The organism is Gulosibacter hominis, assembly GCF_904842695.1.
GTDB lineage: Bacteria > Actinomycetota > Actinomycetes > Actinomycetales > Microbacteriaceae > Gulosibacter > Gulosibacter hominis.
Genome location: NZ_CAJGWQ010000001.1, coordinates 391,655 through 415,169, shown reverse-complemented (window position 1 = coordinate 415,169; position 23,515 = coordinate 391,655). Strand labels below are relative to the sequence as shown.

Annotated in this window: 15 protein-coding genes and 1 other RNA gene; 11 read left to right on the top strand and 5 right to left on the bottom strand. The window is 61.9% G+C overall.

All coding sequences use genetic code 11. The features are described from left to right. Positions 1-396: 396 nt before the first annotated feature. Positions 397-767, bottom strand: a transfer-messenger RNA (tmRNA) gene (gene ssrA, locus JMV54_RS01870). Positions 768-957: 190 nt separating this feature from the next. Between ssrA and JMV54_RS01865 the strand changes: the two genes are divergently transcribed. The 8 genes from JMV54_RS01865 (at position 958) to JMV54_RS01830 (ending at position 12,519) form a co-directional block, all read left to right on the top strand. Beyond that, positions 958-3,270: a hypothetical protein gene (locus JMV54_RS01865; protein WP_201517162.1), complete on the top strand. Its 2,313-nt coding sequence runs from the start codon at positions 958-960 to the stop codon at positions 3,268-3,270. 92 nt (positions 3,271-3,362) lie between these two features. After that, positions 3,363-3,824, top strand: coding sequence for a type II 3-dehydroquinate dehydratase (gene aroQ / locus JMV54_RS01860; RefSeq protein WP_201517161.1), 462 nt, complete (start codon positions 3,363-3,365; stop codon positions 3,822-3,824). 88 nt (positions 3,825-3,912) lie between these two features. Continuing rightward, positions 3,913-5,415 (top strand): MFS transporter, encoded by a 1,503-nt coding sequence (locus JMV54_RS01855; RefSeq protein ID WP_201517160.1) that lies wholly within the window; start codon positions 3,913-3,915, stop codon positions 5,413-5,415. A 269-nt stretch (positions 5,416-5,684) separates the two neighbouring features. Next, positions 5,685-8,297: a choice-of-anchor M domain-containing protein gene (locus JMV54_RS01850; RefSeq protein ID WP_201517159.1), complete on the top strand. Its 2,613-nt coding sequence runs from the start codon at positions 5,685-5,687 to the stop codon at positions 8,295-8,297. A 202-nt stretch (positions 8,298-8,499) separates the two neighbouring features. Then, complete coding sequence (locus JMV54_RS01845) at positions 8,500-10,605, top strand: bifunctional metallophosphatase/5'-nucleotidase (protein WP_201517158.1); 2,106 nt, start codon at positions 8,500-8,502, stop codon at positions 10,603-10,605. Between the two features lie 79 nt (positions 10,606-10,684). Next, complete coding sequence (locus JMV54_RS01840; protein WP_201517157.1) at positions 10,685-10,981, top strand: PH domain-containing protein; 297 nt, start codon at positions 10,685-10,687, stop codon at positions 10,979-10,981. A 270-nt stretch (positions 10,982-11,251) separates the two neighbouring features. Beyond that, positions 11,252-11,518, top strand: a complete 267-nt coding sequence (locus tag JMV54_RS01835; protein ID WP_201517156.1) for a hypothetical protein — start codon at positions 11,252-11,254, stop codon at positions 11,516-11,518. After that, complete coding sequence (locus JMV54_RS01830) at positions 11,515-12,519, top strand: zeta toxin family protein (protein WP_201517155.1); 1,005 nt, start codon at positions 11,515-11,517, stop codon at positions 12,517-12,519. Before JMV54_RS01835 ends, JMV54_RS01830 begins: the two co-directional genes overlap by 4 nt. 377 nt (positions 12,520-12,896) lie before the next feature. On the opposite strand, the gene JMV54_RS01825 is transcribed toward JMV54_RS01830, so the two are convergent. The 4 genes from JMV54_RS01825 to aroA all read right to left on the bottom strand — a co-directional run bounded on the left by JMV54_RS01825 (position 12,897) and on the right by aroA (position 17,377). After that, positions 12,897-13,940 carry a hypothetical protein gene (locus JMV54_RS01825; RefSeq protein ID WP_201517154.1) on the bottom strand — a complete coding sequence of 348 codons (1,044 nt, stop codon included), beginning with the start codon at positions 13,938-13,940 and terminating at the stop codon, positions 12,897-12,899. 2 nt (positions 13,941-13,942) lie between these two features. Then, the gene (locus tag JMV54_RS01820) at positions 13,943-14,758 is read right to left on the bottom strand and encodes an inositol monophosphatase family protein (RefSeq protein ID WP_201517153.1); all 816 of its coding nucleotides are present in this window, start codon (positions 14,756-14,758) and stop codon (positions 13,943-13,945) included. A gap of 139 nt (positions 14,759-14,897) precedes the next feature. Continuing rightward, on the bottom strand, positions 14,898-15,932 hold the full coding sequence (rsgA, locus tag JMV54_RS01815; protein ID WP_201517152.1) for a ribosome small subunit-dependent GTPase A: 1,035 nt from the start codon (positions 15,930-15,932) through the stop codon (positions 14,898-14,900). 17 nt (positions 15,933-15,949) lie between these two features. Beyond that, the gene (gene aroA, locus JMV54_RS01810) at positions 15,950-17,377 is read right to left on the bottom strand and encodes a 3-phosphoshikimate 1-carboxyvinyltransferase (RefSeq protein WP_201517151.1); all 1,428 of its coding nucleotides are present in this window, start codon (positions 17,375-17,377) and stop codon (positions 15,950-15,952) included. Between the two features lie 80 nt (positions 17,378-17,457). Here aroA and JMV54_RS01805 point away from each other — a divergent pair, with 80 nt between their 5' ends. The 3 genes from JMV54_RS01805 (at position 17,458) to JMV54_RS01795 (ending at position 23,447) form a co-directional block, all read left to right on the top strand. Then, complete coding sequence (locus JMV54_RS01805; RefSeq protein ID WP_201517150.1) at positions 17,458-18,132, top strand: sigma-70 family RNA polymerase sigma factor; 675 nt, start codon at positions 17,458-17,460, stop codon at positions 18,130-18,132. A gap of 38 nt (positions 18,133-18,170) precedes the next feature. Further along, positions 18,171-18,368 carry an alpha-ketoglutarate decarboxylase gene (locus tag JMV54_RS01800; protein WP_230972758.1) on the top strand — a complete coding sequence of 66 codons (198 nt, stop codon included), beginning with the start codon at positions 18,171-18,173 and terminating at the stop codon, positions 18,366-18,368. A gap of 150 nt (positions 18,369-18,518) precedes the next feature. After that, positions 18,519-23,447, top strand: coding sequence for a G5 domain-containing protein (locus JMV54_RS01795; RefSeq protein ID WP_201517148.1), 4,929 nt, complete (start codon positions 18,519-18,521; stop codon positions 23,445-23,447). The last annotated feature ends 68 nt before the right edge of the window (positions 23,448-23,515 follow it).

Sequence of the window (23,515 nt, the reverse complement as noted above, 5' to 3'; positions counted from 1 at the left end):
GCCGTGTAGACAGTGGCCCGAGCCTTGTCAAAACGCGGCCGCTGGTTGCACACCTTTCGGCAAATGACCCTCTAACTGCGAAATGACCCTCCTACTGCAGGGTCATTTGCCGGTAACAGGGTCATTTCCCGATGACTTCGCCGATAACAGGGTCACTTGGTGTGGAGGTGGGGTGAGGGACAGGGTCACTTGGTGTGGAGGTGGGGTGAGATGGTGCGTTCCACGACACTGGAGGCATGAGTGAGTGGCGCGTGCCAGTTCTCAGATTGGGATGCGACGCCTGCCGGGCAGCTAAAAACACCGGGAAAAAGTAATACATTGGTTGATACATAAAGCGGCCCCCTGGGAAACCGAAAACCGCATAAACAAGCGGAAGTCGGCAACCCAGGGGGCCGTTCGTGGAGATGGGGGGAATTGAACCCCCGTCCATCGCTGTGAGCCTGCGGCTTCTCCGGGTGCAGTTCGCCTGACGTGTTACTCGGTTCCAGCCCTAGCGACGAACGGCCTGGCTGACAAACCCAGTCACAGTTAAAGTCCCACGAAACCCTGCGACGCAGCTTCGCGGCAAGCGTTCTCAACGACGCCAGGAACTAGACCGAACGCAAAGTCTAGGCTGACGGACTCGGGCTCGCGCTCTAGGCAGCGAGGGCGAAGTCAGTGCGCTTGTTATTGGCACTTATTGGTTGCGAGGGGCGTTAACGAGATAACCCCGCGTCCTCGACCCGCTTCACGCAGTTTCGCAAGCAATGTCGAAACCGATCATCCCCGCGGCTGCGCTGACAGCATCAACGCTATTGAGTTGTGGTTCAGATTGCTCTGAACTGCCCAATTGTAGCGCGATTTGCGTGCGGTGTCGACAGATCATGGTCAACCTGGATGCGTGCAGCGGGTCATCTTGGCGAGTGAGATTTTGCGCTGAACATGGCCGAGAGCGGCACAACTACTACTCTTGAGAGCATGAGTGCGAACGATGGCTTTAATGGCGGCGGTGGTCGCCCCGATGACCCGCAGCAACCCGAGCAGCTCGGCTCGACCTGGGGTGCGGTTCAGTGGCAGGATGACCAGGCTGCGACTGGCTCGCCCGCTGGCAACCCGGGGCCCGATTTCGCTGCGAATGGCAACGACGCAGCATCTGGCCAGATGCCGTCGCTACCTGATCTGGGTGCTTTTGGTGCCGGCTTTGCGGCGGCAGGTCGCGAGGATGCGGCAGCTGCGGGCGAAAAAAACGCCTCGGTTGAGCCGTCCCACCAGCCGGAGCAGCAAGACCAGCTCGAGCAACAAGAGCTGCCTGAGGAAGGTCACCAGCCGGAGCAGGAAAACCAGCAAGAGCTCGCAGAGGAAAGCCAGCAGCCCGAACAACCAGAGCTGCGGGACCAAGAAGTCGTGCATCCTGAGCAGCCAGAGCAGCAGCAAGGCGAGCAGCCACTTCAGCCTGAGGAAGGCCAGCAGGCCGAGCAAAGCGACCAGCCAGAACCGAACTTCCAGTTCGGCGACGTTCCAGCACAGGCGCAGCAGCAGGATGCAGCAGCTCAGCCGGAAACACACGAGCAGCACAACACTCCCGACGAGCCCGAGGCGGCAGCGGATCCGGTCGTGAAATTCGGCAGCGAATCCGACGAAAACGCTACCCGTGCCTATGACACGCAGGCGTTCCAAAGCGACGCGTTTGCATCAGCATCCGAGCAGCAGAATGCAGACAAATCCGCCAATGACCAGCCCACCGAGGTCTTCCAGCGTGATGAGTTCGGTAGCGAACAGGTGGTAGGTCCTCACCCGAATGACGCCCAAGCAGACGGCATCCACCCGGACGGCAACCAAACTTATGGCGCGCAGTCATACGGTGCCCAAACTTACGGCGGCACAGACCAGTACAGCCAGCCCTACAGCTCGCAGCCCGAAAACCAAGACGGGCCCGAGTTCACCCAGGCCGCGTTCACACAGCAGCCCTACGGCGAGGCACCTCAAGAGCAGCAGCCCTACAACCAGCAATACGGCCAGCAGAGTGACTACCAGCAGGCTCCGTATCTCGCGGGCGGCGCCCCGGCGCCGTTCCAGAACGCCGGGCCGGTGCCGATGCATTCTGGTGACGAACAAGAACCGCACCACAGCGAACCGGGCGACAAAAAGCGCCGTCGCCGCAAATCAAAATCGCATCAGGCTGACGCCGCAACGGCAGCGGCCGGCGGCAAGAAGAAGCGCCGCACGGGGCTGATCGTCACGATCGCGATTATCGCGGTGCTCGCCATCGCTGCGGCGGTGCTCGTGCCGCTTTACCTGCACCTGCAAAACCAGCAGCGTGGCGATGAACTCGCACAGGCGTTCAACGAAAAGGTCAAAGCCTACGAGCAGTCGTGGGGCGAGGATGCGCTGGCGGCTGCATCCGGCCCAGAAGATTTTGCGAAGGTGGCCGGCGGCAAGCGCGATTCGATTTTTGTCATGAGCGCCGACCAGAAGAAGCAGTTTGAATCCATGTGCGCTGATGTGCAGGCCTCGAAGGATGCGCGCCAGAAGCTCGCTGACACCAAGGCCCCCGAGCTGCCGAAGGACGAGGGTGCGCGTGCATCCGAGGCGTATAAGAAGGCCGAAAAGAAGTCGGCTGATCTCAGCGGCAAGGAGCGCGCGAAGGCCACCGAGTTCCTCGACGAGAGCGACAATTTGCTCAGCTCGATGGAGTCGCTGTGTGGCAACCTCGGCCCCTACCTCGACGCCAACCAGAAGCTGCGCGATATCGGCGATAAGGATCTGCCGAAGACCATCACGGTAGAAAACGGTGGCACGATCGTGTCGGATGACGGCAAGGTTGAGTGGAAGTGCACCGCGCCTGAGGGCTGCCGCGACCTCTACCACAAGGACACCCGCACCAAGTACGCGGATGTGATCGACTCGATGTACACCGACTACTACAGCACGCTCGCGGATCTGTTTGAAAAGCAGTGCTTCGCGGATGATTTTGCGCAGGTGTGTAGCGAATCTGTGGAGCCGTTCCGCGAGGCTGCGAAAAAGTCGAAGGCCTACACCGACTATCTGCGCAAAACCGAGCCGGTTGCCGAGGTTGGTAAGCCGATGTATCCGGATGAAGAAAAACTGCTCAAGGAAGCATCCGGTGCGCAGTATGCAGCCGAGGAAGCGCTCGTGAACGCGTGGCGTGCGAAGGATGGCGACAACCCGCCGGCTTCGATGGGTGACACCCCGGCATCGATTGAGGCTTACTACCAGGCGAAACAAGAAAAGGTACGTGAGCTTGCCGCCGCGGTGGGCGACGGTAAGTAGCCAGCCAGCATCCATAAGCGCCAGCATTCATAATTCAGTCGCCGCTGCCCCGGTTACCGCAACACCGGGGCAGCGGCGACTAGCATCGAAGCATGACTGACAACGCGCGTGTGCTGGTGCTGAACGGACCAAATCTCAATACGCTCGGTAAACGGCAGCCCGAGATCTATGGCGCCGAAACGCTGGCGGATGTTGAAGCCCGTTGCCGTCGCCGCGCCGAGCTGCTGGGGCTGCAACTGACGTTTGCGCAGTCGAACCACGAGGGCGAGCTAGTTGAGGCGATTCAGCAGGCGCGCGAGTCGATGGCTGCGATTGTGATTAATCCGGCGGCCTATACGCACACTTCGGTGGCGATTCGGGATGCGCTCGAATTTGCTGAACTGCCCACGGTCGAGGTGCATATTTCAAACATTCATCGGCGCGAGGAATTTCGGCACCACTCGTTTGTGTCGGGGGTTGCGGATGCGGTGATTGCCGGCGCTGGCACGCTCGGCTATGAGCTCGCGCTCGAGTGGGTTGCTGATCGCTGCGGCCGCGTCGCGCGCGAGGTTTAGCGTCGGGCGTGAGGTGTAGGTCGGTGGGCCGGTAACACTGAAACAAACGCCGGCGCCCCACTACTGCGCGAGGGAGTAGGCTGGCGCAGTGCATCCCAAACCTACTGATACCCCTGCCGCCGCGAATAATTGGCCCGCGTTTGCGGTGTGCGTCGCGGTAGCTATCGCGATCATTCTCGACCTGGTGAAGGTCAACGTCACACTGACCCCGATTGAGCACACCCTCGGGGCGACTAGCTCGCAGGCGCAGCTGATTGTGGCCGGATATGTGCTCGCGTTCGGTATTTTGCTGGTGCCTTCGGGCCGGCTCGGTGACCTGTGGAATCGCAAGGCGATGTTTGTGATCGGGCTGGGGACGTTCACGGTCGCGAGCCTGCTGTGTGCTTTGGCGTGGGATGCGACCGCGCTGGTGGTGGCGCGCCTCGTGCAGGGTGTTGCAGCCGGGATGCTCATGCCGCAGGTGATCGGCCTGATCCAGAACCTTTTTCAGGGGCGCGAGCGCGGTAAGGCGTTCGGTATTTTTGGTGCCTCGATTGGGCTCGGTACCGCATTTGGCCCCACTATCGGTGGGCTGTTCATTGGCATGCTGGGTGAGGAGCTCGGCTGGCGTTGGACGTTTGGGATGAACGTGCCGATCGCGCTGATTATTTTGCCGTTTGCGGTGTGGTTGCTGCCGGGCCGGCAGGCGCATCCGAAGGGTGCAGCCAGCCGCGATCTCGACCTGGTCGGGGTGCTACTGATGGCGGCGACGGTGCTGCTGGTGATGTTGCCGTTCGTGTTGACCACCGGTACCGATGCTGATTCACCGCAGCGCTGGTGGTTGTTGCTGGCGGCGGCAGTCGTTGGCGCCGGTTTTGTGTGGTGGGAGCGCCGATATTTGGCGCTTGGCCGCAATCCGGTAATTGACTTTGGGCTGTTTCGGTGGGCGTCGTATCGCAATGGTGTGATCATTTCGACGCTGTGGTTTGCGGTGATGCCGCCGATGTTTTTGCTGATGACGCTGTATGCGCAGCAGGGGCTGGGCTTTGCGGCCGTGAACGTGGGTGCGTTTTCGATTCCGTACGCGTTGATTTCGGCAGTGGTTGCGGCCTGGGCTGGCCGCTACACGTTTACCTGGGCGGCGCGGATGGTGTTCTATGGCGTGCTGATCTATGTGGCGATGTTGCTGGGGATGTTGTTGGTCGGGGCGTTCGCTCCGGTGGCGTACACGCCGTGGCTGTTTACCGCGATGCTCGCGGTGGGCGGTGTTGGGCCGGGCTTGGTGATGTCGGCGAACCAGATGCGCACTATGAAACATGTGCCGCCGGCTGCGGCCGGTGTGGGCGGTTCGTTCATGCAGGTGGGGCAGCGGCTTGGTAACGCGATGGGCATCGCGGTGGCAACATCGGTGTTTTATGCGGTGTTGGCGGCCGCGGGGATGACGCCAGATGGCCCTGTCGACGCTGCCGCCGGGGGTGAGGATGCGTACCGGCACGCCTATGTGTGGGGCATGGTGGTGCTGGTGGCGCTGAGCGTGGTGGCGCTGGTGTTTTCGTGGTTTGACTATCGGGTGGATGCGCGCGAGCGTGCCGCTGGCGAGGCGCTGGGGTAGTGGGCAACCTGCTATTTGCTGGCCGGCACCCCGCAGACCGAGGGTGCCCCAGCCGTCGGGCAGCCATTGCGGGTCGGTAGCGAAACCGGGCACTCGGGCTGGGCGACGGGTATGCCAGCCGCGCATGAGCGGCTGCTCATGTGGCGCAGGGTCCACGCATCCGCTAATGTTGTCCCACCAACGATTGCAAATGAGAATGATTAGCAATACGAAAATCATCAGCAATCGCATCATTCGCAACAGAGTCTTCACCAGCTAAGGAGCGGTTCATGCGCGTCCTCCGGGCAACCCGTGCCTCCCTCGCCGCAGCGGCCATCGCGGCAACCACTGTCGCCACCGCATTGAGCATCACCGCAACACTGACGCTCGGCGCGGCCCCTGCCTACGCCGGGCCAGACAACGACCGCAGTGTGGAGACGAAAGCCCACATCGACGCCCCTAAGGTTTTCTGGAACAAACAAGCTGGCACGTTCGCGATTAACTCGCAGGCCAACGGGAAAACCGTTCCACTCGAAACCACCGCCAACTGGGTGGGCCGCGGCTACAACGACGACGGCAGCCAGAACTACACGTTCCCCATCACCTCGGACCCGCGCCTGGACTTCCTTGGCGAGGACGGTCAGCTGCTCTACATGGCGCCGCAAGTTCCGGGGCCGGGCAACAGCCCCATCTGGTCGGGCTTCGGAGCGGACACCGCGGTGCCCATCGAACAGTTCCAAGACGGCAACTTCGCGCTGGAAATGGTCGGCTTCAACGGCCCCGGCCGGATGGAGATGTTCAACCACTCGACGTACGGGAACCTGCCGGTGACGCGCCTGTTCTCTTCGCATGACAAGGTGTCCCGCACCGTCTGGCTGGACCCCGGAACGCACACCCACAACATCACAACATTCACCAAGCCAGGCCGCTACGAAGTCACGTTTGACGCCACCGCTCGCACAACCGACGGCAGCTTCATCTCTTCCAAGCCCACGACGCTGGTGTGGCGGGTAGGAGGCACCAACCCTACTGATGAGAAGCTCGGCGACGTGCGCGCCGCGTACAACGAAGCGGCCGATGCGGTGGACGGTAGCGCGGCGGAAGGCACCGCTGCTTCCAAGTCGACGTTCACGATCGCCCCACACACAGGAAGCGAACGCGACGGCGACAAGAACCTCACCGACCTCACTTTCAACGCCGGTACTGAAGCGGCTGAGGGCACGGTGGTGTTCTACATCGATGGCTACCACCTCGCCGAGGTTCCGGTGAAGAACGGCACTGCGACGTGGAGCGAGATGATCGGCTCGCAGACCTCGAATTTCCAGGCCGTGTTCGTGCCTGCCAAGGGTGCCGCCCGCTGGATTAGCGCGCCGCTGAGCGCCGCCACGGGGCAGAAAGCCGTATCCACTCAGGATGCGGGCGAGTTCCCGGATGAAACCCCCGATGTGCCGGCCGGCGAGTTCTCGGAGGGTGAGGTCACGGTCGGTTCGCGCGATGTGTCCGTCACCGCGCGGCCGCAAGACAAGAGCGACCTCATCACCATCGACACCAAGCCTGCGGATGATTCGCTGATCTATAACGTCACGGGTGGCTTCTATGAGGAAGGCTACGACGAGCCGACCTGCTCCGTTGAAGGCGTGAGCGGCCCAGGCCGCCGCGCCATCGTGGCGGACCGCGAATACTGCAAAGGCGATGGCTATTCGCTGCGCCTCACGTTGGAGCCGCAACCGCGCGCTGCGATCGGCAACACGGACGTGATCGACCTCGGCCAGGTGAGCGGCGCCGGTAAGACGGTTGAGACGCAGTTCTCCGGCGTCGGCGAAAGCAACGCGCCGGCGCCGGGTGAGCCAGCGCCGGGCGACGACGGGAACGAAGGCTCCGACGGCGCGATCCTGGACACGCCTGTGACGATCAACAACGGCCACGTAGATTTGCGCGCCATGGAGGTGGACGGGAAGTTCTCGGTGGCGTTGGGTGATGATTCGCGTCAGCACGCCAAGGAGTCGGTACTCCGAACCATCAACTCGACGACGCTGGAAGTCACCAAGCTCGCGAAGGTCAAGCGTGAGGGCAACGTGCTGGCCGATGAGAGCTATGACGTGCTCGGCCCGAAGGGCAGCGAGCTGTATGTTTTGCCGCAGGGTCAGCAGCCTGGGCGTGTGTGGCCGGGCTTCTCGAGCGAGGCTCTGGACCGTGTCAAGTACCCCGAGGGTGCAACCATGACGCTCACCCCGGTGAGCGCCCCTGAGGGCGGTAAGTGGTTCGCGTACACCGAGAACCTGGGCGCTATCGACCGGATGTATGCTTCGAGCGAGAAGGCTTCCGACGTGCCGCTTCCTCCGGGCACGCACATGCACACCGCGTGGGCGTTCACTAAGCCGGGCACCTACACGATCGATGTGACGGCCCGCGCCAAGCAGTCCAGTGGCGGCGAGCAGGGCGCCCGCAGCGCCGGCTCGAATCACGATGGCGGGGAGGCTACCGCTGAGACTCAGCGGCTGACGTTTGTGGTCGAGAAGAAGTCGGCCACCGAAGAGCCAGGCGACACAGAACCTCCAGTGGAGGAACCGAGCGAGGAACCGACGGAAGAACCAACTCCGGAGGATCCGACCGAGCGCCCAACCGAGGATCCGGCCGAGCCAACCGAACAGCCGAGCGACTCGCCAACCGGCCAGCCGACCGACGAAGCAGCACCGGAACATCCAACGGACGCGCCAGTCGACCCGACGCAACCGGACGGCACCGACAACGCCGGCGGCACCGATAACGCAAGCACCCCATCGGACGCTGGGGGAGCACTGGCGCGCACGGGTGCAGAGGTTGTGCCCACCGCCGCGCTTGCGGCCGTGACTGTTGTGGCGGGTATGGGGTTGTTGATGGTGAGTCGCCGCCGCCGAGCCTGAGGCGTCCGGAGGCGGTTTCGCCGTTCCGGTTCTTGCGTGGCCAGGGAGTTTTCGAACGGCGCGTTATAGATCGGCTTGCCGCGAGCGAAGCGCCGGGGTAGTGGGCAACCCGCTATTTGCTGGCCGGTAACTTCGGGGCGGTAGCTTGCGTGCTGTTCCCGCTCGGTTTTGCATGGCTATTGCCTGAAAGGTTCTGTGCCTCATGAAGGGTTTCATCGCGCGCCCGATCACCGCGATCGTCGGCGTTTCGCTCGCTTTTGCCGGGATTGCATCCCCGGCGATCGCACAAGAAAACGCGGACGCTCCGCAGTCGAAGGTGACGGTGCTCACCATGACCGACTTCCACGGCTACCTGGGGCAGGTGCCGAACATGATGTGTCAGGTGAACAGCATCCGGGATGCGAACCCCGGCAACGTGCTGCTCGCATCCAATGGCGACAATGTGGGCGGTAGCGCCTATATTTCGGCCGTGAATGACGACCTGCCGACGCTCGAGATGCTCAACGCCATGCAGCTTGACGTGACGAGCGTCGGTAACCACGAACTCGATCGCGGTACGGCAGATCTCACCGGCCGGTTGCAAGACAAATCAGATTTCCCGTATGTGGCGGCCAATATTGAGGGCCTCGACCCGGCGATCGTGCCGCCGTATGTGATCAAGCGCACCGATAACGGTGTGGATGTGGCGTTTGTTGGTGCCGCGCCCGAAGACCTTCCCACCCTCGTTGACCCCAACGGGATTGCGGGGCTGAGCATCACCGACCCGGTTGCCGCGGTCGACAAGGTTGCCGCCGAGCTCAAAGACGGCGACGATGCCAATGGTGAGGCCGATGTGGTGGTGGCGCTGATCCACGACGACTACAAGATCGCCGCCGGGGTTGGCGCTGATGTGGATGTGGTTGTGGCCGGGCACTCGCACGTCGAGTACAGCGGCGAAACGGCGTCGGGTGCTCCGGTGGTGCAGCCGGGTTATTTTGGCAATCTGATCGGTCAGATTGATCTCGATATTGATGCTGATGGCAAGGTGGTTTCGGCTGCGACTTCGATGCTTTCGGTGAAGAAGGTTGCGGATGCTGATTGTGCGGCTGAGCCGTTCAAGAGCATGTATGAGGAGTACCAGGCGCAGGCGGATGAGCTTGGTAAGGAACCGGTGGGTTCGATCGAGGGCAAGGCACGTCGCGCCACGAACTTCGGTTTTGACTCGAACGAGCAGGGTAATGAAAACCGCGGAACCGAGTCGTCGGCGGGCAACCTGATCGCGCAGAGCTTCTACGAGTTTTCGCAGCTGAACGGCTTTGGCGCCGATTTTGGGTTGATCAACTCGGGCGGTGTGCGTGCCGATCTGGATGCTGATGGTGATGGCGTGATTACCCGCGGCGAGGCGCAGTCGACGCAGCCGTTCGATGGCGATATGGGCACGGTGGATTTGACCGCCAAGCAGGTGTATGAGCTGCTCGAGCAGCAGTGGAAGGGCGAGGAAGCCTCGCGTCCGGTGCTGCAGCTGGGATTGTCTGACACAATCGCGTATACCTATGACCCCGAGGCGCCGATTGGCTCGAAGGTGACGAGCGTGCGCATCCACGGTGAGCTGCTCGACCGAAATGACGAGAGCCGCACCTACCGGGTGATTGCGGGTACGTTCCTGCTGGCCGGTGGCGACGGGTTCACCGCGCTTGCCGAGGGCGCGAATTTCAAAAACCTTGGGTACAAAGACCTGGCCGCGACGGTCGAGTTTTTGAAGGCTAAGCCGGGATGGAAGGTGAGCAACTCGCAGCGTTCGATTGGCGTGGGCGCGCTGCCCGAGTTCAAGCAGGGCGCCGAGGTGACAATCAACCTGTCGTCGCTGTCGATGACCGCGGATGAAGAAAAGCCTGCGACCGCTTCGATTTCGCTTGCGGATGGCACAGTGCTCGGCACCGCGGATGTCGACAACACGATTGTGCCGCAGCTGCCCGAGACCGGTCGGGCCGCCGTGACCTTCACGGTGCCGACCGACCTGGCGCCTGGCGAGCATGTGTTTGTGATCAAGGCGGGGGAGACCGAGTATCCGCTGACGATTGAGGTTGTTGGTTCGGATGCGGGCGAGACTGAAGAGCCGGGCCCAACTGCGGAGCCGGGCACCGATGCGCCTGCCGCACCCGGTAGCCCCGCACCGACTGCCGATGGGCAGGGCAAGGGCAAGGATGCTGCTGGCGGCCAGCTCGCCACCACCGGTGCCGCTGACCAGAGCCTCGTGGCGATGATGGCCGTGCTGTTGCTGGCTGCCGGCGCTGCGCTGGTTGCCGCGAAGCGCCGCGAAATGCAGTAGCGCCGCGCGCTGATTGACCGGGCAGAGCCCGTCTCGACTGCTGAGTTGAGGCGGGCTCTGTGCGTTGTTTGGTGCGTTGATGGTCGAAGGCGAGCAGCCGTACGCCGCCTACGCAACCATGCGTGACTCGGCGATTTTTACCAATAAGCGGCTGATCGTGCGAGATGCGCAGGGGATGACCGGGAAGAAGGTCGAAATCTATTCGCTTCCCTATACGGCGATCAATATGTGGTCGACCGAAAACGCTGGCCGGCTTGACTTTAATTCGGAGGTTGAGCTGTGGACGCGCGCCGGCCACATCAAGATCAAACTGGGCAAGGGCACCGATGTGCGTCGCCTCGACCACCTCATTGCGCACTGCGTGCTGGGCGGTTAGATTCGTGCGGTCGCGCCGAACACGAAGGCGCTGATCGAGGAACTGTCGACCGTGTTTCGGAATCCTCATCCAGGGTGATTGTTCACTCGGACGGTGCGCGGAGGTCTCCGAGCTGTTGAAGCGACCGTGCGAGCGAGACACACCGACGCTCGACCGATCATAACTCGGGCCGAAACCTCGCGGCGGCCAAAACTTGCTCTTTACCGTTTTGGCCGCCGCGGTAGGATGGTCGCGGTGGCCGCACCGGCTGTACAGGATCGGAGGCGCAAGATGACTCTTACCGAACAGGTTTTCAATCCCATGAGTTACGACGCCATGCTTGAGCTAGCGACGAGGATCGGGGGCCGGTACAACGCTTGGGCGGATGAGGCGGGCCAGTCGGCTAGTGCTGCGCACTGGCGCAATGCCGGGATCGAGCTGCGCCGTCAGGTGCGCGCGGTGGACTCCCACAGTCAGAGCGCTGTGGAGGCGAAGCGCGCGGAGCTGCGCGAGCTGTGGGCGACTATGCCGGTTCACGCTCCCGAGCTCGCTGCATGAGCGAACGGCTCAGCCCGCACGAGTTGAAGGCCCGGTTTGAGCAGCGGGTCGTTCCCGACTACATCGAACCCCAACGTGGCGGTGCCGGAGTCTCGGCACCGCCACGTTTCGTCTCGGTCGGTGGACAGCCGGGAGCGGGCAAGGGTGGCGTGGTGGCTGATATCCAGCGGCAGATTCCCGGCGCGGTTGTCATTAACGGTGACGAACTGCGCCAGTTTCATCCAGACTATGAAGTGCTGATGAGGGAAGACCCGTTGCTCATGCCCAATGTCACGAGTCAGGCGTCGGGGCAGTGGGTCGGCAAAGCAAACGAGTATCTGCGCGAACAGGGGAGTAGCGCCGTCGTTGAGACAACGTTGCGCGACGCGGGGATGTTGCGCCGCGAGTTCGAGGCGTTCAAGGCGGCCGGGTATGAGACGGAGCTACGTGTTGTCGCTGTGCCGCTGGAGGTTTCGCGGGCGGCCACTGTTTCGCGGTACGTCGAACAGGTCAGGGACTTCGGTGAGGGGCGTTGGACGCCGAGCAGGGCGCATGATGAGGCGGCCGCGAACGTTCGTGAGACGGTTCGGGAGCTGGCAGCATCCGATGCCGTGGATCGCGTTGCGGTGCAGAACCGTGATGGCCGCGTGTTCTACGACTCTCGCGGGGCCGCGGGAGTCGAGCGCGCGGCGGCGGCCCTGCAGGCGGTGGACGAGGCGCGCGACGTGCGTAACCTTAGTCCGGCGCAAGCACAGAGCTGGATTGTGACGACGGCCGACGCGCTGCATGAACGCTACCGGATCGGCAACGATCAGACGTTGAGCGAGCACGCCCGGCGCGGACACAACGATGTCGATCTTGTGAAGGTGTCCAAGCGCCTCGCGGCAGTGGACGCTCGTGCCGTTGTGCCGCTGGCCTTCCCCGGCGACAAGGCAGCCCAGAACAAGGCGCTGGCCGACCTTTCGGAGGCCGCGAAGGTCACTCTAGGCGATCGTTTCGATGCGCGACCATGCCGGGAATAGACTCGCCCGCTTGCCCTGTGTGAAGCGCGAACACCGTTACGAACGGGACCGAATCTGCGACTTTACTGTGCTTGTGCAATGGAATAGCCATCCGGATATTCCACCGCCGCCGACGTCCAAAAGCCATTAGACATCCTGTCCAAAAAGTCCTTAGACACGACATAGTTAGCTGCACAACGCTACACGTGCTATTCTGTGACGAATGGTTCAGCCTGCCGCGACTTCTGTCGCGAGTGGGCTGGATCTCTTTTGGGTGATAAAGCAGGGAGCTTGCCGATAACTCTGAAACCAGCGACGCCGCTCGAAGATCTACTCAATCTCCTCGAATCACAAGGAACTGTCGGCCGTGTTTCGAAATCCTGATCCAGAGTGATCGTTCACTCGGACGGTGTCCGGATGACCCCGAACCGGTCGATGAACCGCGCAGCCGGTACCGGGGTATCCTCGATGCGATCAATCAGACGGTGGAATGCCGCCCGGGATAGGTCGCGCGTCGGCATCGAATCGGCGATCTGCCGGTCGCTGGCGCGGAGGTCCCCGAGCGGATCGGGATCGGCTCGATTCGCCTCCTCAAAGGTCTTGTCAATTTCTCGGCGAAGATTCGCGAGATCACTTTGCCAGTTACGCAGAGGGGAGCCGACCAGCTGCTCTTGCCACGCAAAGTCATCACCGCGCGTTTCGACCTTCCAGCCGGGCCAATGTAAATCGAATGGAATGACTTGAAACCGGTCGTTATACAGCGACCACCAGCGCAGATGTTTCGTCGTGTAGTCGACGACCACCCCCGACTCAGGCTCCGTAGGTAGTTCCATTTCTTGGTTTGAGAGCCTGCCCTCGGTAAAACATCGAAACACGTCCTGAGCAACTTTCTCAATTACAAGCGGCCCATAGTGAGCGATTCGTTCAAGTTCAAAATCAGATGGCCACGAAATTAATTCGCCCGAGGCTAACCGTACAGTGAGCACCTCATACCGGCGCTCGTATGCCGATGGATATAGAGAATCATCGATTCCCCACGGCTCGCGATCCTCGTCACTCGGCTCGAGCATAGCTGTCGGGTTTACCCCGACAGCACGAAGCGTGCCGTAAATATCTTCCGGTGACCAAATCGCGGTCCATCCCGGCCATGAATATTCAGTGAGGTAATTGATCAGTCTCGGTAGATACAGTCCCTGAGCCTCCCCAGCCCACACCACGACTCGTGCGACCGTATCGATGACGAGAGAACCCTCAAGCCACGTCGCAGTGTCCCAGTCTTCCGGCCCCGACACATCCCACGGCTTCAACCAACGGAAGCGACGCATCGTCTTTTCAAAACCATCGACGGCAATATCCATACCGATGCGATAAGCGCTCCAATGGTCGTAATAGATGTCCCATCTGCTGCCCGAACGGACGAACACACCGAGCCGCGAACCCACAACTACCGCCCCTGCAGCACCCGCAGCACCTCGTCATGCACGAGGCCGTTGGTGGCAACCGCCGAGCTGCCCCAGCATCCCGGCTCGCCATCAACCGAGGTGAAGGTGCCGCCGGCTTCTTCGATGATCGGGATCAGCGCCGCCATATCGTATGGCGCGAGATCCACCTCGCACGACGCCTCAAACGCGCCCTCAGCCACCAGCATGTACGGCCAAAAATCACCGATCGTGCGCGAGCGCCAGGCCCGCTCGTTCAGGTGCAAAATCGGCTCAACCCGATTAATCTCCTGCCAGTACTTCAGCGAGCCATAGTTAATCTGACCCTCCGAAAGTTTTGTGATGCCCGACACCTCGATGCGCCGATCGGTCGCGGTATCCGAATCACTCAGGTCATCATCCAAATACGCGCCGAGCCCGGTCGCACCCCACCAGCGGCGGTTCAGCGCCGGCGCCGACACCACACCAACCTGCGGGTGCCCATCCACCACCAGCGCAATCAGCGTCGCCCAAATCGGCACCCCGCGCATGAAGTTCGCGGTGCCATCAATCGGGTCAATCACCCACTGGCGCCGCGAATTACCATCGCGGCCGCTCTCTTCGCCATAGAACGCATCCGAGGGCCGCGCATCCGCGAGCTTCTCACGAATCACGCGCTCCACCTCGCGGTCACCATCGGTGACATGCGTGCGGTCTTCTTTCAAATACACGCCCAAATCGCGCGAGTTGAAAAACCGCATCGAAACCTCGTCGGCGAAATCCGCCAACTGGCGGGCAAGACGCAGATCGGCAGTGATCGGGTGGAGCAATTCGTAGGCCATAGCACCAGTATCGCCCACGCTCCGCAGGTAGGCCGCCAGCGTAGGCCGTGAGTTCAACGGAATAATCCCGGCCTACGATGCGTCAGGAAGCATCCTGGGCGCAAAATCTTCCGCTGAACTCACGCGCGGGCCGCCAGCCCTACGCCGACATCGACACCAGCAGCCGCCGCAGCGACGCCACCCGGCGGCAACCCACAGCATCCAACCGGCCATCGGCCATCGCCGCATCGAGCTCACAATCGGGCGCATCATCCAGATGCGTGCAGCCGCGCGGACACTCGGCCACAACGTCGGCCAGCCGCGGAAACGCACGAAACACCGCGTCATCGCGCACATGCCCCAGCCCAAACGAACGCACACCCGGCGTATCAATCACCCAGCCGCCACCGATGCGCATCGCCACTGACGACGACGATGTGTGCCGTCCCCGTCCGGTCACCGCATTCACGTGTCCGGTGGCGCGGTTTGCGTGCGGCACGAGCGCGTTCACGAGCGTCGACTTCCCAACCCCCGAATGTCCAACGAGCACCGTCGTGTGCCCGTCGAACGCTGCTTCAAGCTGCTCGAGCACTGTCTCATCGCCGGGCCGCGATTCAAACACCGGCACCTCAAGCGGCTCAACGAGTGCACGCAACTCATCCGCCGGGGCAAGGTCCGTTTTGGTGATCACCAGCAGCGGCGAAACCCCCGCGTCATAAGCGGCCACGAGATAGCGGTCGATCAGCCGCGGGCGCGGTTCGGGCTGCGCCGCTGCCACCACGATGCACATTTGGTCGGCGTTCGCGACGATCACGCGTTCAACCTCGTCACTGTCATCCGCCGAGCGCCGCAGCAGCGTCGAACGCTCATTGACTCGCACAATCCGCGCCAGCGTGCCGGCATCACCCGACACATCACCCACGAGTGCCACCCGGTCGCCAACGACGATGGCTTTGCGGCCAAGCTCACGCGCCCGCGCTGCAATCACTTCGCGTTCGCCGCGCTGGCCGGCGTCTACTAGGCAGCTGTACCGCCCGCGATCCACCGCAAATACGAACCCCTCTACGGCATCTTCATGCGCGGGGCGCTGTTTGGTGCGCGGCCGGGCACCGCGACGGTCGGCGCGGATGCGCACATCCTCTTCGCTATAGCGGCCGTATTTGTCGTAGGCGTCGGTACGCTGCCAACCTGCCATTGCGTGCTACTCCTCGGCTACAGCGACAGCGAGATGAACGATGTCGGCGGCTCTTCTTCGGGCCCCGGTGTGGTTCCGGCGAGCATCGCGTTCCACATCGCCACAAATTGCGGCAGGGTTTTTGAGGTGCACCGCACATCATCAAGCTCGATTCCCTCGGTAACAAGCCCGATCAGCGCACCGGTGGTGGCCATGCGGTGATCTTCATAGCAGCCCCAGGTGGCGCCGTGCAGTTCACCGCCGGTGATCTCCAACCGGTCATCGTGTTCGACCACGGTCGCACCCACCCGCTGCAGCTCGGCGGCCAGTGCTGCCACTCGGTCGGTTTCGTGCCCGCGCAGATGCCCGATGCTGCGCAGCCGCGAGGTGCCCGGTAGCAGCGCACAGATCGCCGCAATGTTCGGTGCCAGCTCGCCGCCAGCATCCGAAAAATCAAATTCAAACGACTCGGGCCGGCGCGACACTTCGGCGCTGCAATACAGGGTGCCGTCGCGCAGTTCTACCTCGGCTCCGAGCTGGCGCAGCACCGCAATCAGCAGATCGCCAAGCTGTGTCGATGTGTCGGGCCAATCGGGCACGCACACCGCGCCGCCGGTGACAATCGTTGCGAGCAAAAACGGCGCCGCGTTCGACAGATCGGGTTCGATGGTCAGCTCGCGACCGGCAATCGGGCCGGGGGCCACGCGCCACACATTCGGTTCGGGGCTGGATGCATCCACCCCGCGCGCCCGCAGCGCGTCGAGGGTCATTTCAATGTGGGGGAGTGACGGCACCTGTTCGCCGGTGTGGCGCAGGGTGAGGCCGTTCGTGAACCGAGGCGCCGCGAGCAGCAGCCCCGAAACAAACTGGCTGGATGCGCTGGCATCGATGTCGAGATCGCCACCGCTGACCTTGCCGGCACCATAGATCGAAAATGGCAGGCGACGCTTGCCATCATCGCGCACTTCAACACCGAGTTTTTCGAGCCCCTCAATCACGCCCGACATGGGGCGTTTATGTGCGGCTTCGTCGCCGTCAAAGTTCACCGGACCGAGCGCCAGCGCCGCGACCGGCGGCACAAAACGCATTACGGTGCCGGCGAGGCCACACTCGATCGATACGCCGCCCTCGAGCTCTTCGGCGGGGGTGATGTGCAGATCGGGGCCGAACTGGTTTTCGGGGTGCGGTACTTCTTCGATGTCGGTGCCGAGCGCCCGCAGCGCATCCACCATGAGTGAGGTGTCGCGTGCGTGCAGTGGCCGGCGCAGCAGTGATGGCTCGTCGGCGAGCGCCGCCAGCACGAGTTCTCGGTTCGTGATCGATTTTGAACCGGGCACGGTCACGCTCGCGTCGAGTGGGCCGGATGCGGTGGGCGCGGGCCACGGCCCATCGTCGAGGATGAGCGAGTCGCTCCATTCTTCGCCGTACAGGTCAAAGGTGGGTCCGGAATATTTGAAGATCTCCATCAGTTATTGAGAGTACCGACAAGTGTTCAAAAAGTGGGGGAGGGCGCGTGGATTCGCGGGTGCTCGTAGACTCGGGGGTGATGACACACCCTGCCCCCAATGAGTCGACCCAGCCGGCCGAACAGGTTAGGCCCGCTGCCGAGCCCGCGGGCGCTGACGTGTCGAGCACGAGTGGCCGCGATGCCGAGCTGCACGCGCGCTTTCAAGCCGAGGCGCTGCCGCTGCTTGATCAGCTGTACGGTCACGCCATGCGGATGACCCGCAATCCTGCCGATGCGCAAGACCTCGTGCAAGAAACGTTCACGAAGGCCTACGCCGCGTTCGACACGTTTAAGCCGGGGTCGAATATTCGCGCCTGGCTGTACCGCATCCAAACGAATCTGTACATCAATCAGTACCGGCAGGCGAAGCGCACGCCGTATGCGAATCCGCTTGAAGAGCTCGAAGACTGGCAGCTTTCGGGTGCCGAGTCGTATACGGCTCCGCAGCAGTCTTCGCGTTCGGCTGAGGCCGAAGCGCTCGACAATTTGCCGGCGAGCGCGGTGACGGATGCGCTGGCAGACCTTCCCGACAACTACCGCAGCGTGGTGCTGCTGGCCGATGTGGAGGGATTTACGTATCGCGAAATCGCCGAGGTGATGGATACGCCCGTGGGCACGGTCATGAGCCGGTTGCATCGGGGACGGCGGATGCTGCGGGAACGGCTGCGCGAGTATGCCGCCGAATACGGAATTGGACTTGAGGAGGGGGAGTAACAGTGGGCGATTGTGGCTGTGAGAAGGCGCGCGAGTCGATGGAAGAGTTTCTTCGCCGCGAGTTCAACGAGTGCGATGCCGCGGCGATTCGCGAACACCTGTGTCACTGTGTCGACTGCTCGGACGAGGCGCAGGTTCAGTTGACGATTACCGAGGTGGTGCGCCGGGCCTGCTGTGAGCAGATCGCGCCTGAGCAGCTGCGCGAGCGTATCCAGTCGGCACTCGAGCGCGGCTAGTGCCGGGTGCCCGTGCGGGCAGCGTGGCAAAGCATTCTCCGAAGGAAGCCTGGTTGAATGCTACTTTTCAGTACTAGTGCGGATCTGTTGGTGACCGTACAATTGGCATGGGGCAATAAGACACTGCAACACTCCATTTAGGGAATGAGGATGCATATTTCACGCAATGAGGCAGCTTTGAGGCGCATATCGCGCTCGGGTATTGCTGCACTATCAGTTTTGGCTTTGACGGGCGGCGCGCTTGTTGCCGTCTCGAACTTCGCCACGGTTGAGTCGGCAGTCGCGGCTGAATTCTCCGGCGGCATCCGCGACAAGTCGGGCGCGGTCGAGAAGGATGCGCAGATGGCCTCGGACCTCCCTGCCGGTTCGTGTGTTGTCGAAGAGTTCGACACCCCTAACCACAGCCAGGCTGGTTTCAGCTGGAACACCCTGGAGCCGAGTGCGACCAGCCCCTCGAAAACCCTGTGGGGTCTGAGCGTCTCCTTTGATAACTCGAAGGACCGCACATTCGCCGATTGGTACTTCAGCAATACGGGTAATCTTGGCGCAGTCTTGGATACCGGCGAGGTGCCTTCCATGGAGGCCGGCCAGACCTTTATTGATAAAAACGTCACCCACAAGGCGGACGAAAGCATCGTCATTGATGGTTTTCGCGTTCAACGAAACTTGAATCTCTACGCAGAACTCACTGATGAGGAGGTTAAGCAGTTCGCTTCGGCCACTGCCGACAATCCCGTGCGCTACGCCTGGCAGGGCAACTACAAGCAAGAGAAAACTGCCGCCCCGTATGCCACCCGGGGGAACAGCGCGTCGTTTGGCGCTACTGTAAACCCGTGGCCCAGCGAGAACATCGAATGTAACCCGATCACGGTCTCGTGGGAGTCTTTCGAGAAGCACGTGATCGTCGCAGGTGATGAAACCAAGGTCGGCACGATCAACGTTCCTGCTGTGCAGAACGGCGGTACGGACGACTCGATGTCCCGCATGGTCGTGGAAGCTTACGACGGCAACGGCAAGTTCATCGGCACCACTGACCCATCTGTCTCCGGTGGTGAGCAGCTCCTGCGTATCGACGAAAAGACTGGCGACATCTACTTCACCTGGCCTGAATACCGTGGTACCGATCTGGCGACCGACAAGAACGTCAACTTCTCCGTTCTGGCGAAGCCACGTACCGTTGACCAGCTCCAGGCTGCCGCTGAAAACAACATCGGCGAAGAAGGCAAGGCCTTCGACAGCTCCAACTCGCTGACGCGTTACAACACGGCGAACGTCATCGACTCCAAGGCGTTCTCGCTGGACGACACCGAGTACCACGACCCGAAGTACGACAAGACAGACGCTTCGATTATTTCGGGCGTCGATAGTGCTACCGGTCCGATCGCTACCGAGCCTCAGAAGGTCACCTTCACCCAGACCCCAGACCTGATCAAGGAATTGGCGAAGAAGAAGGGCGACGGCGGCTTTGAAGCTAAGGTCACCCTCGACGAGAAGTACGTCTACGAGGGCTGGACCGTCGAGATGGACGAGGACTACAACGTCACCGTCACCGCCCCGGAAAACCCGAAGCCGGGCACCTTCGCTCGCCCTGTTGTAACAGTGGAATACTCCAACGGCTCCACAGACAAGCTCGAGCTGCTCGTGGTTGTCGACCCGAACAACACCCAGGTCACCGACCTCGTGCGCCCGGGCCTGACTAAGGGCAACATCGGTGACGACCTCACCGCCCAGGTGGGTACAAAGTCAATCATGAAGGGCCACAAGCCGGTCCACCCGGCTAAGTTTGAGATCGACCCGTCCACTGTGCCTGAAGGTTGGACCGTCACCGTCGATGAAACCGGCAAGGTCACTGCAAAGGCGGACGACACCGTGGCGCCGGGCACCATCATCACCCCGAAGGTGAAGGCGACCTACCCGGACCAGACCACGGACGAGATCGAGACCCAGTTCCAGGCGATCGTCGACATCAAGATCCCGAACTACGACACGGTGACCAATAAGCCGACTGCCAAGGTCACCCTCAAGCCTGAGATTCCGGAGCGCGGCCTGAGCGGCAACACGACCGACGAGGCTCCGAAGCGCTACACCTTCAAGGACGGCTCGACCGAGATGACCGTCACGGATGACAGCGGCACGTGGACCGTCAAGATCGACGAGAACACTGGTGAAATCACCACGACCATTCCGAAGACCGCACCTGAGGGCTACATCCTGGATGTCCCAGTTCTTGCCCACTACGACAACGCTGACAAGCCGCAAGAGGTCAAGGGCACCGTCGTTGTTCTCAAGAGCGACATCTCTCCGACCTACTCCGTGGAGACCACTGGCCCGAACCAGGCTGTGAACCACAACGTCCAGGACGCCCCTAAGGGTTCGAAGTTCTCCTTCGGCAAGGATGAGAACGACGCGCCGATCACTGAGCAGGAAGTTGACGGTTGGAAGTACACGGTTGACCCGAACACCGGTGTCGTGTCTTCCACCCCGCCGGCTGACGCCAAGCCGGGTGACAGTAAGACCATCAACGTCACTGTGACGACTACGGACGGCTCCACCCCGCTGGTGCCTGTCACCACCGTGGTGAAGCTGACCAACAGCTGGGAAGCCGAGCCGTCCTACCCGGTAGAAACGGTCTACCCGGGCGAGACCGCTACGCTGCCGGTCGCTCTCGAGAAGCCGGACAACGTCAATGTCGCTAAGGAAAACCCATACAAGTTGGGTGATGTTCCTGCCGGCTGGACTGTCAGCATTGACGACAATGGCCAGGTCACCGCAACCGCACCTGCGGATGCGAAGCCAGGTGACCAGGTCAAGATTCCGGTTAGCGTGACTTACGAGGACGGCTCTACGGATACCGCTTACGCTGTTGTGAACGTTATTGACGTTCCGACGCGCGAGGTTCCGTTCGAGGTCGAGTACAAGTACGACGACTCCATCCCTGCCGGCGAGTACCGCACTGAAACCAAAGGTGAGCCGGGCGCGGAAAAGATGAAGAAGGACGGCACGTGGGAACGCACCAAGGAGCCTGTCAACGAGGTCGTCGTCATCGGCACCAAGCCTGCCAAGAGCGCCAAGGAAGTCACATGGACGGTTCCGATCCCGTACCCGACCGAGGTTCGCGAGAACCCGGACCTGAAGCCGGGTGAAACCCGGGTTGTTCAGGAAGGTGAGAACGGTGAGAAGACCTACACCGCTAAGTTCACTGCTTCGGGCGATCAGGCTGAGGTCGTCGAGGAAGAAACCACCAAGGAGCCTGTCAAACGCATCGTCGAGTACGGCCCTGGCATTGCTCCGAGCGAACTCGTGACCAAGACCGAGAAGCCGATTCCGTTCGACACCAAGGTTGTCTTCGACGACACCCTCGAAGCCGGCAAGCAGGTTGTTGACCAGAAGGGTGAAGTCGGTACCGAGGTTGAGACCTCGACTCAGAAGCTCGTGGACGGCAAGCCTTCGGGCGACCCGGTCGTAACCTCTGAGCGCACCAAGGAACCAACCGAGCAGATCATCCGCGTCGGCACCAAGACCACCGGCACCACCACTGAGACGGTTAAGTCTGAGGTTCCGTTCGGTGTGAAGATCGAATTCGATCCGAACATGCCTGCCGGTACGTCTGAGGTTGTGACCGAGGGTGTTCCTGGTGAGAAGACGGTGACGATCACACGCGACATCGTCAACTCCAAGCCTGGCGACCCTCAGATCACCGAGGAAATCACCAAGCAGCCGGTTGACCAGGTCATCAAGGTCGGCACCAAACCGTCCGAGGCTTCTTCGACGGTCACCTGGACCGCCCAGGTTCCGTTCGAGGTTATTACCCGCCCGAACCCGGAGCTGAAGCCGGGTGAGATCAAGGTCGTCCAGAAGGGCGTTCCTGGCGAGAAGACCTACACCGCTGACTTTACTGCCAAGGGCGACCAGGCAACGGTCACCCCTGAAGAGAAGCAGACCAAGGACCCGGTCGACGAGATCATCGAGTACGGTCCGGCCGCTGAGGACACCGAAGTGGTGACCAAGGTTGAGAAGCCTGTTCCGTTCGAGACTGAGATCGTCTTCGACGACACCCTGGAAAAGGGCAAGCAGGTTGTTGACCAGGAAGGTGAGCTTGGTACCGAGGTTGTGACCTCGACTCAGAAGATCAAGGACGGCAAGCTGGATGGCGATCCGATCGTGACAACTGAGCGCACCAAGGAACCAACCAAGCGCATCATCCGCGTGGGCACCTACGACCCGGCACCGTCTGTGGAGCCGAAGCAGGTTGAGCTGCCGTACACCACCAAGATCGTCTACGACAAGAACCTCGAACCAGGCCAGGAGGTCGTGGATCAGGAAGGCGAAAACGGCATCCTTGAGGTAACCGTCAAGGATGGTCAGCCAGAAGTGAAGACCATCAAGGAGCCTGTTGAGAGGATCGTCCGTGTTGGCACCAAGCCAGCCGAGGGTGTCGAGTGGACCGAAGAGATCGCGTTCGACGTCAAGGTTGTCGAGGATCCTGAGCTCGAGGCCGGTAAGGTCGAGACCGTTCAGCAGGGTAAGCCTGGTGAGCGCGTCCACAAGACCGACGGCACGACCGAAGTTCGCGTCGAACCGGTCGATCACATCATCAAGGTCGGTACCAAGTGCAACTGCGAGACCCCGGCACCGGACCCGACTGACGAACCGACCGATGAGCCGACCACGGACCCGACTGAGCCGACCGATCCGACCGATCCGACTGACCCGACCGATCCGACCGATCCGACCGATCCGACTGAGCCGACCGATCCGACTGAGCCGACCGATCCGACCGAGCCGACCGAGCCGACGGACCCGACTGAGCCGACCGATCCGACTGACCCGACCGACCCAACGGACACTCCGACCGAGACTGCAGACAACACCCCGGGCGAAACCCCGAGCCAGCCTGGCAAGCCGGGCACTCCGGGCGACACCGGCAAGCCGGCAGGAACTGACGGTGCCCACAACTCGGGTGGTGGCCTGGCCAGCACCGGTGCCAGCGGCGCAACCACCGCGTTCGCAACCGCCACACTGCTGATGCTGGCAGGTGCAGTCCTGCTCACCATCCGCAGGCGCTACTCGGAACGCTAAACCGAGCAGCGACAACGCCGCTGAGCTGCGTCGCTAACTCGGCCTAAAAATGGCGGAGCCACAAATGT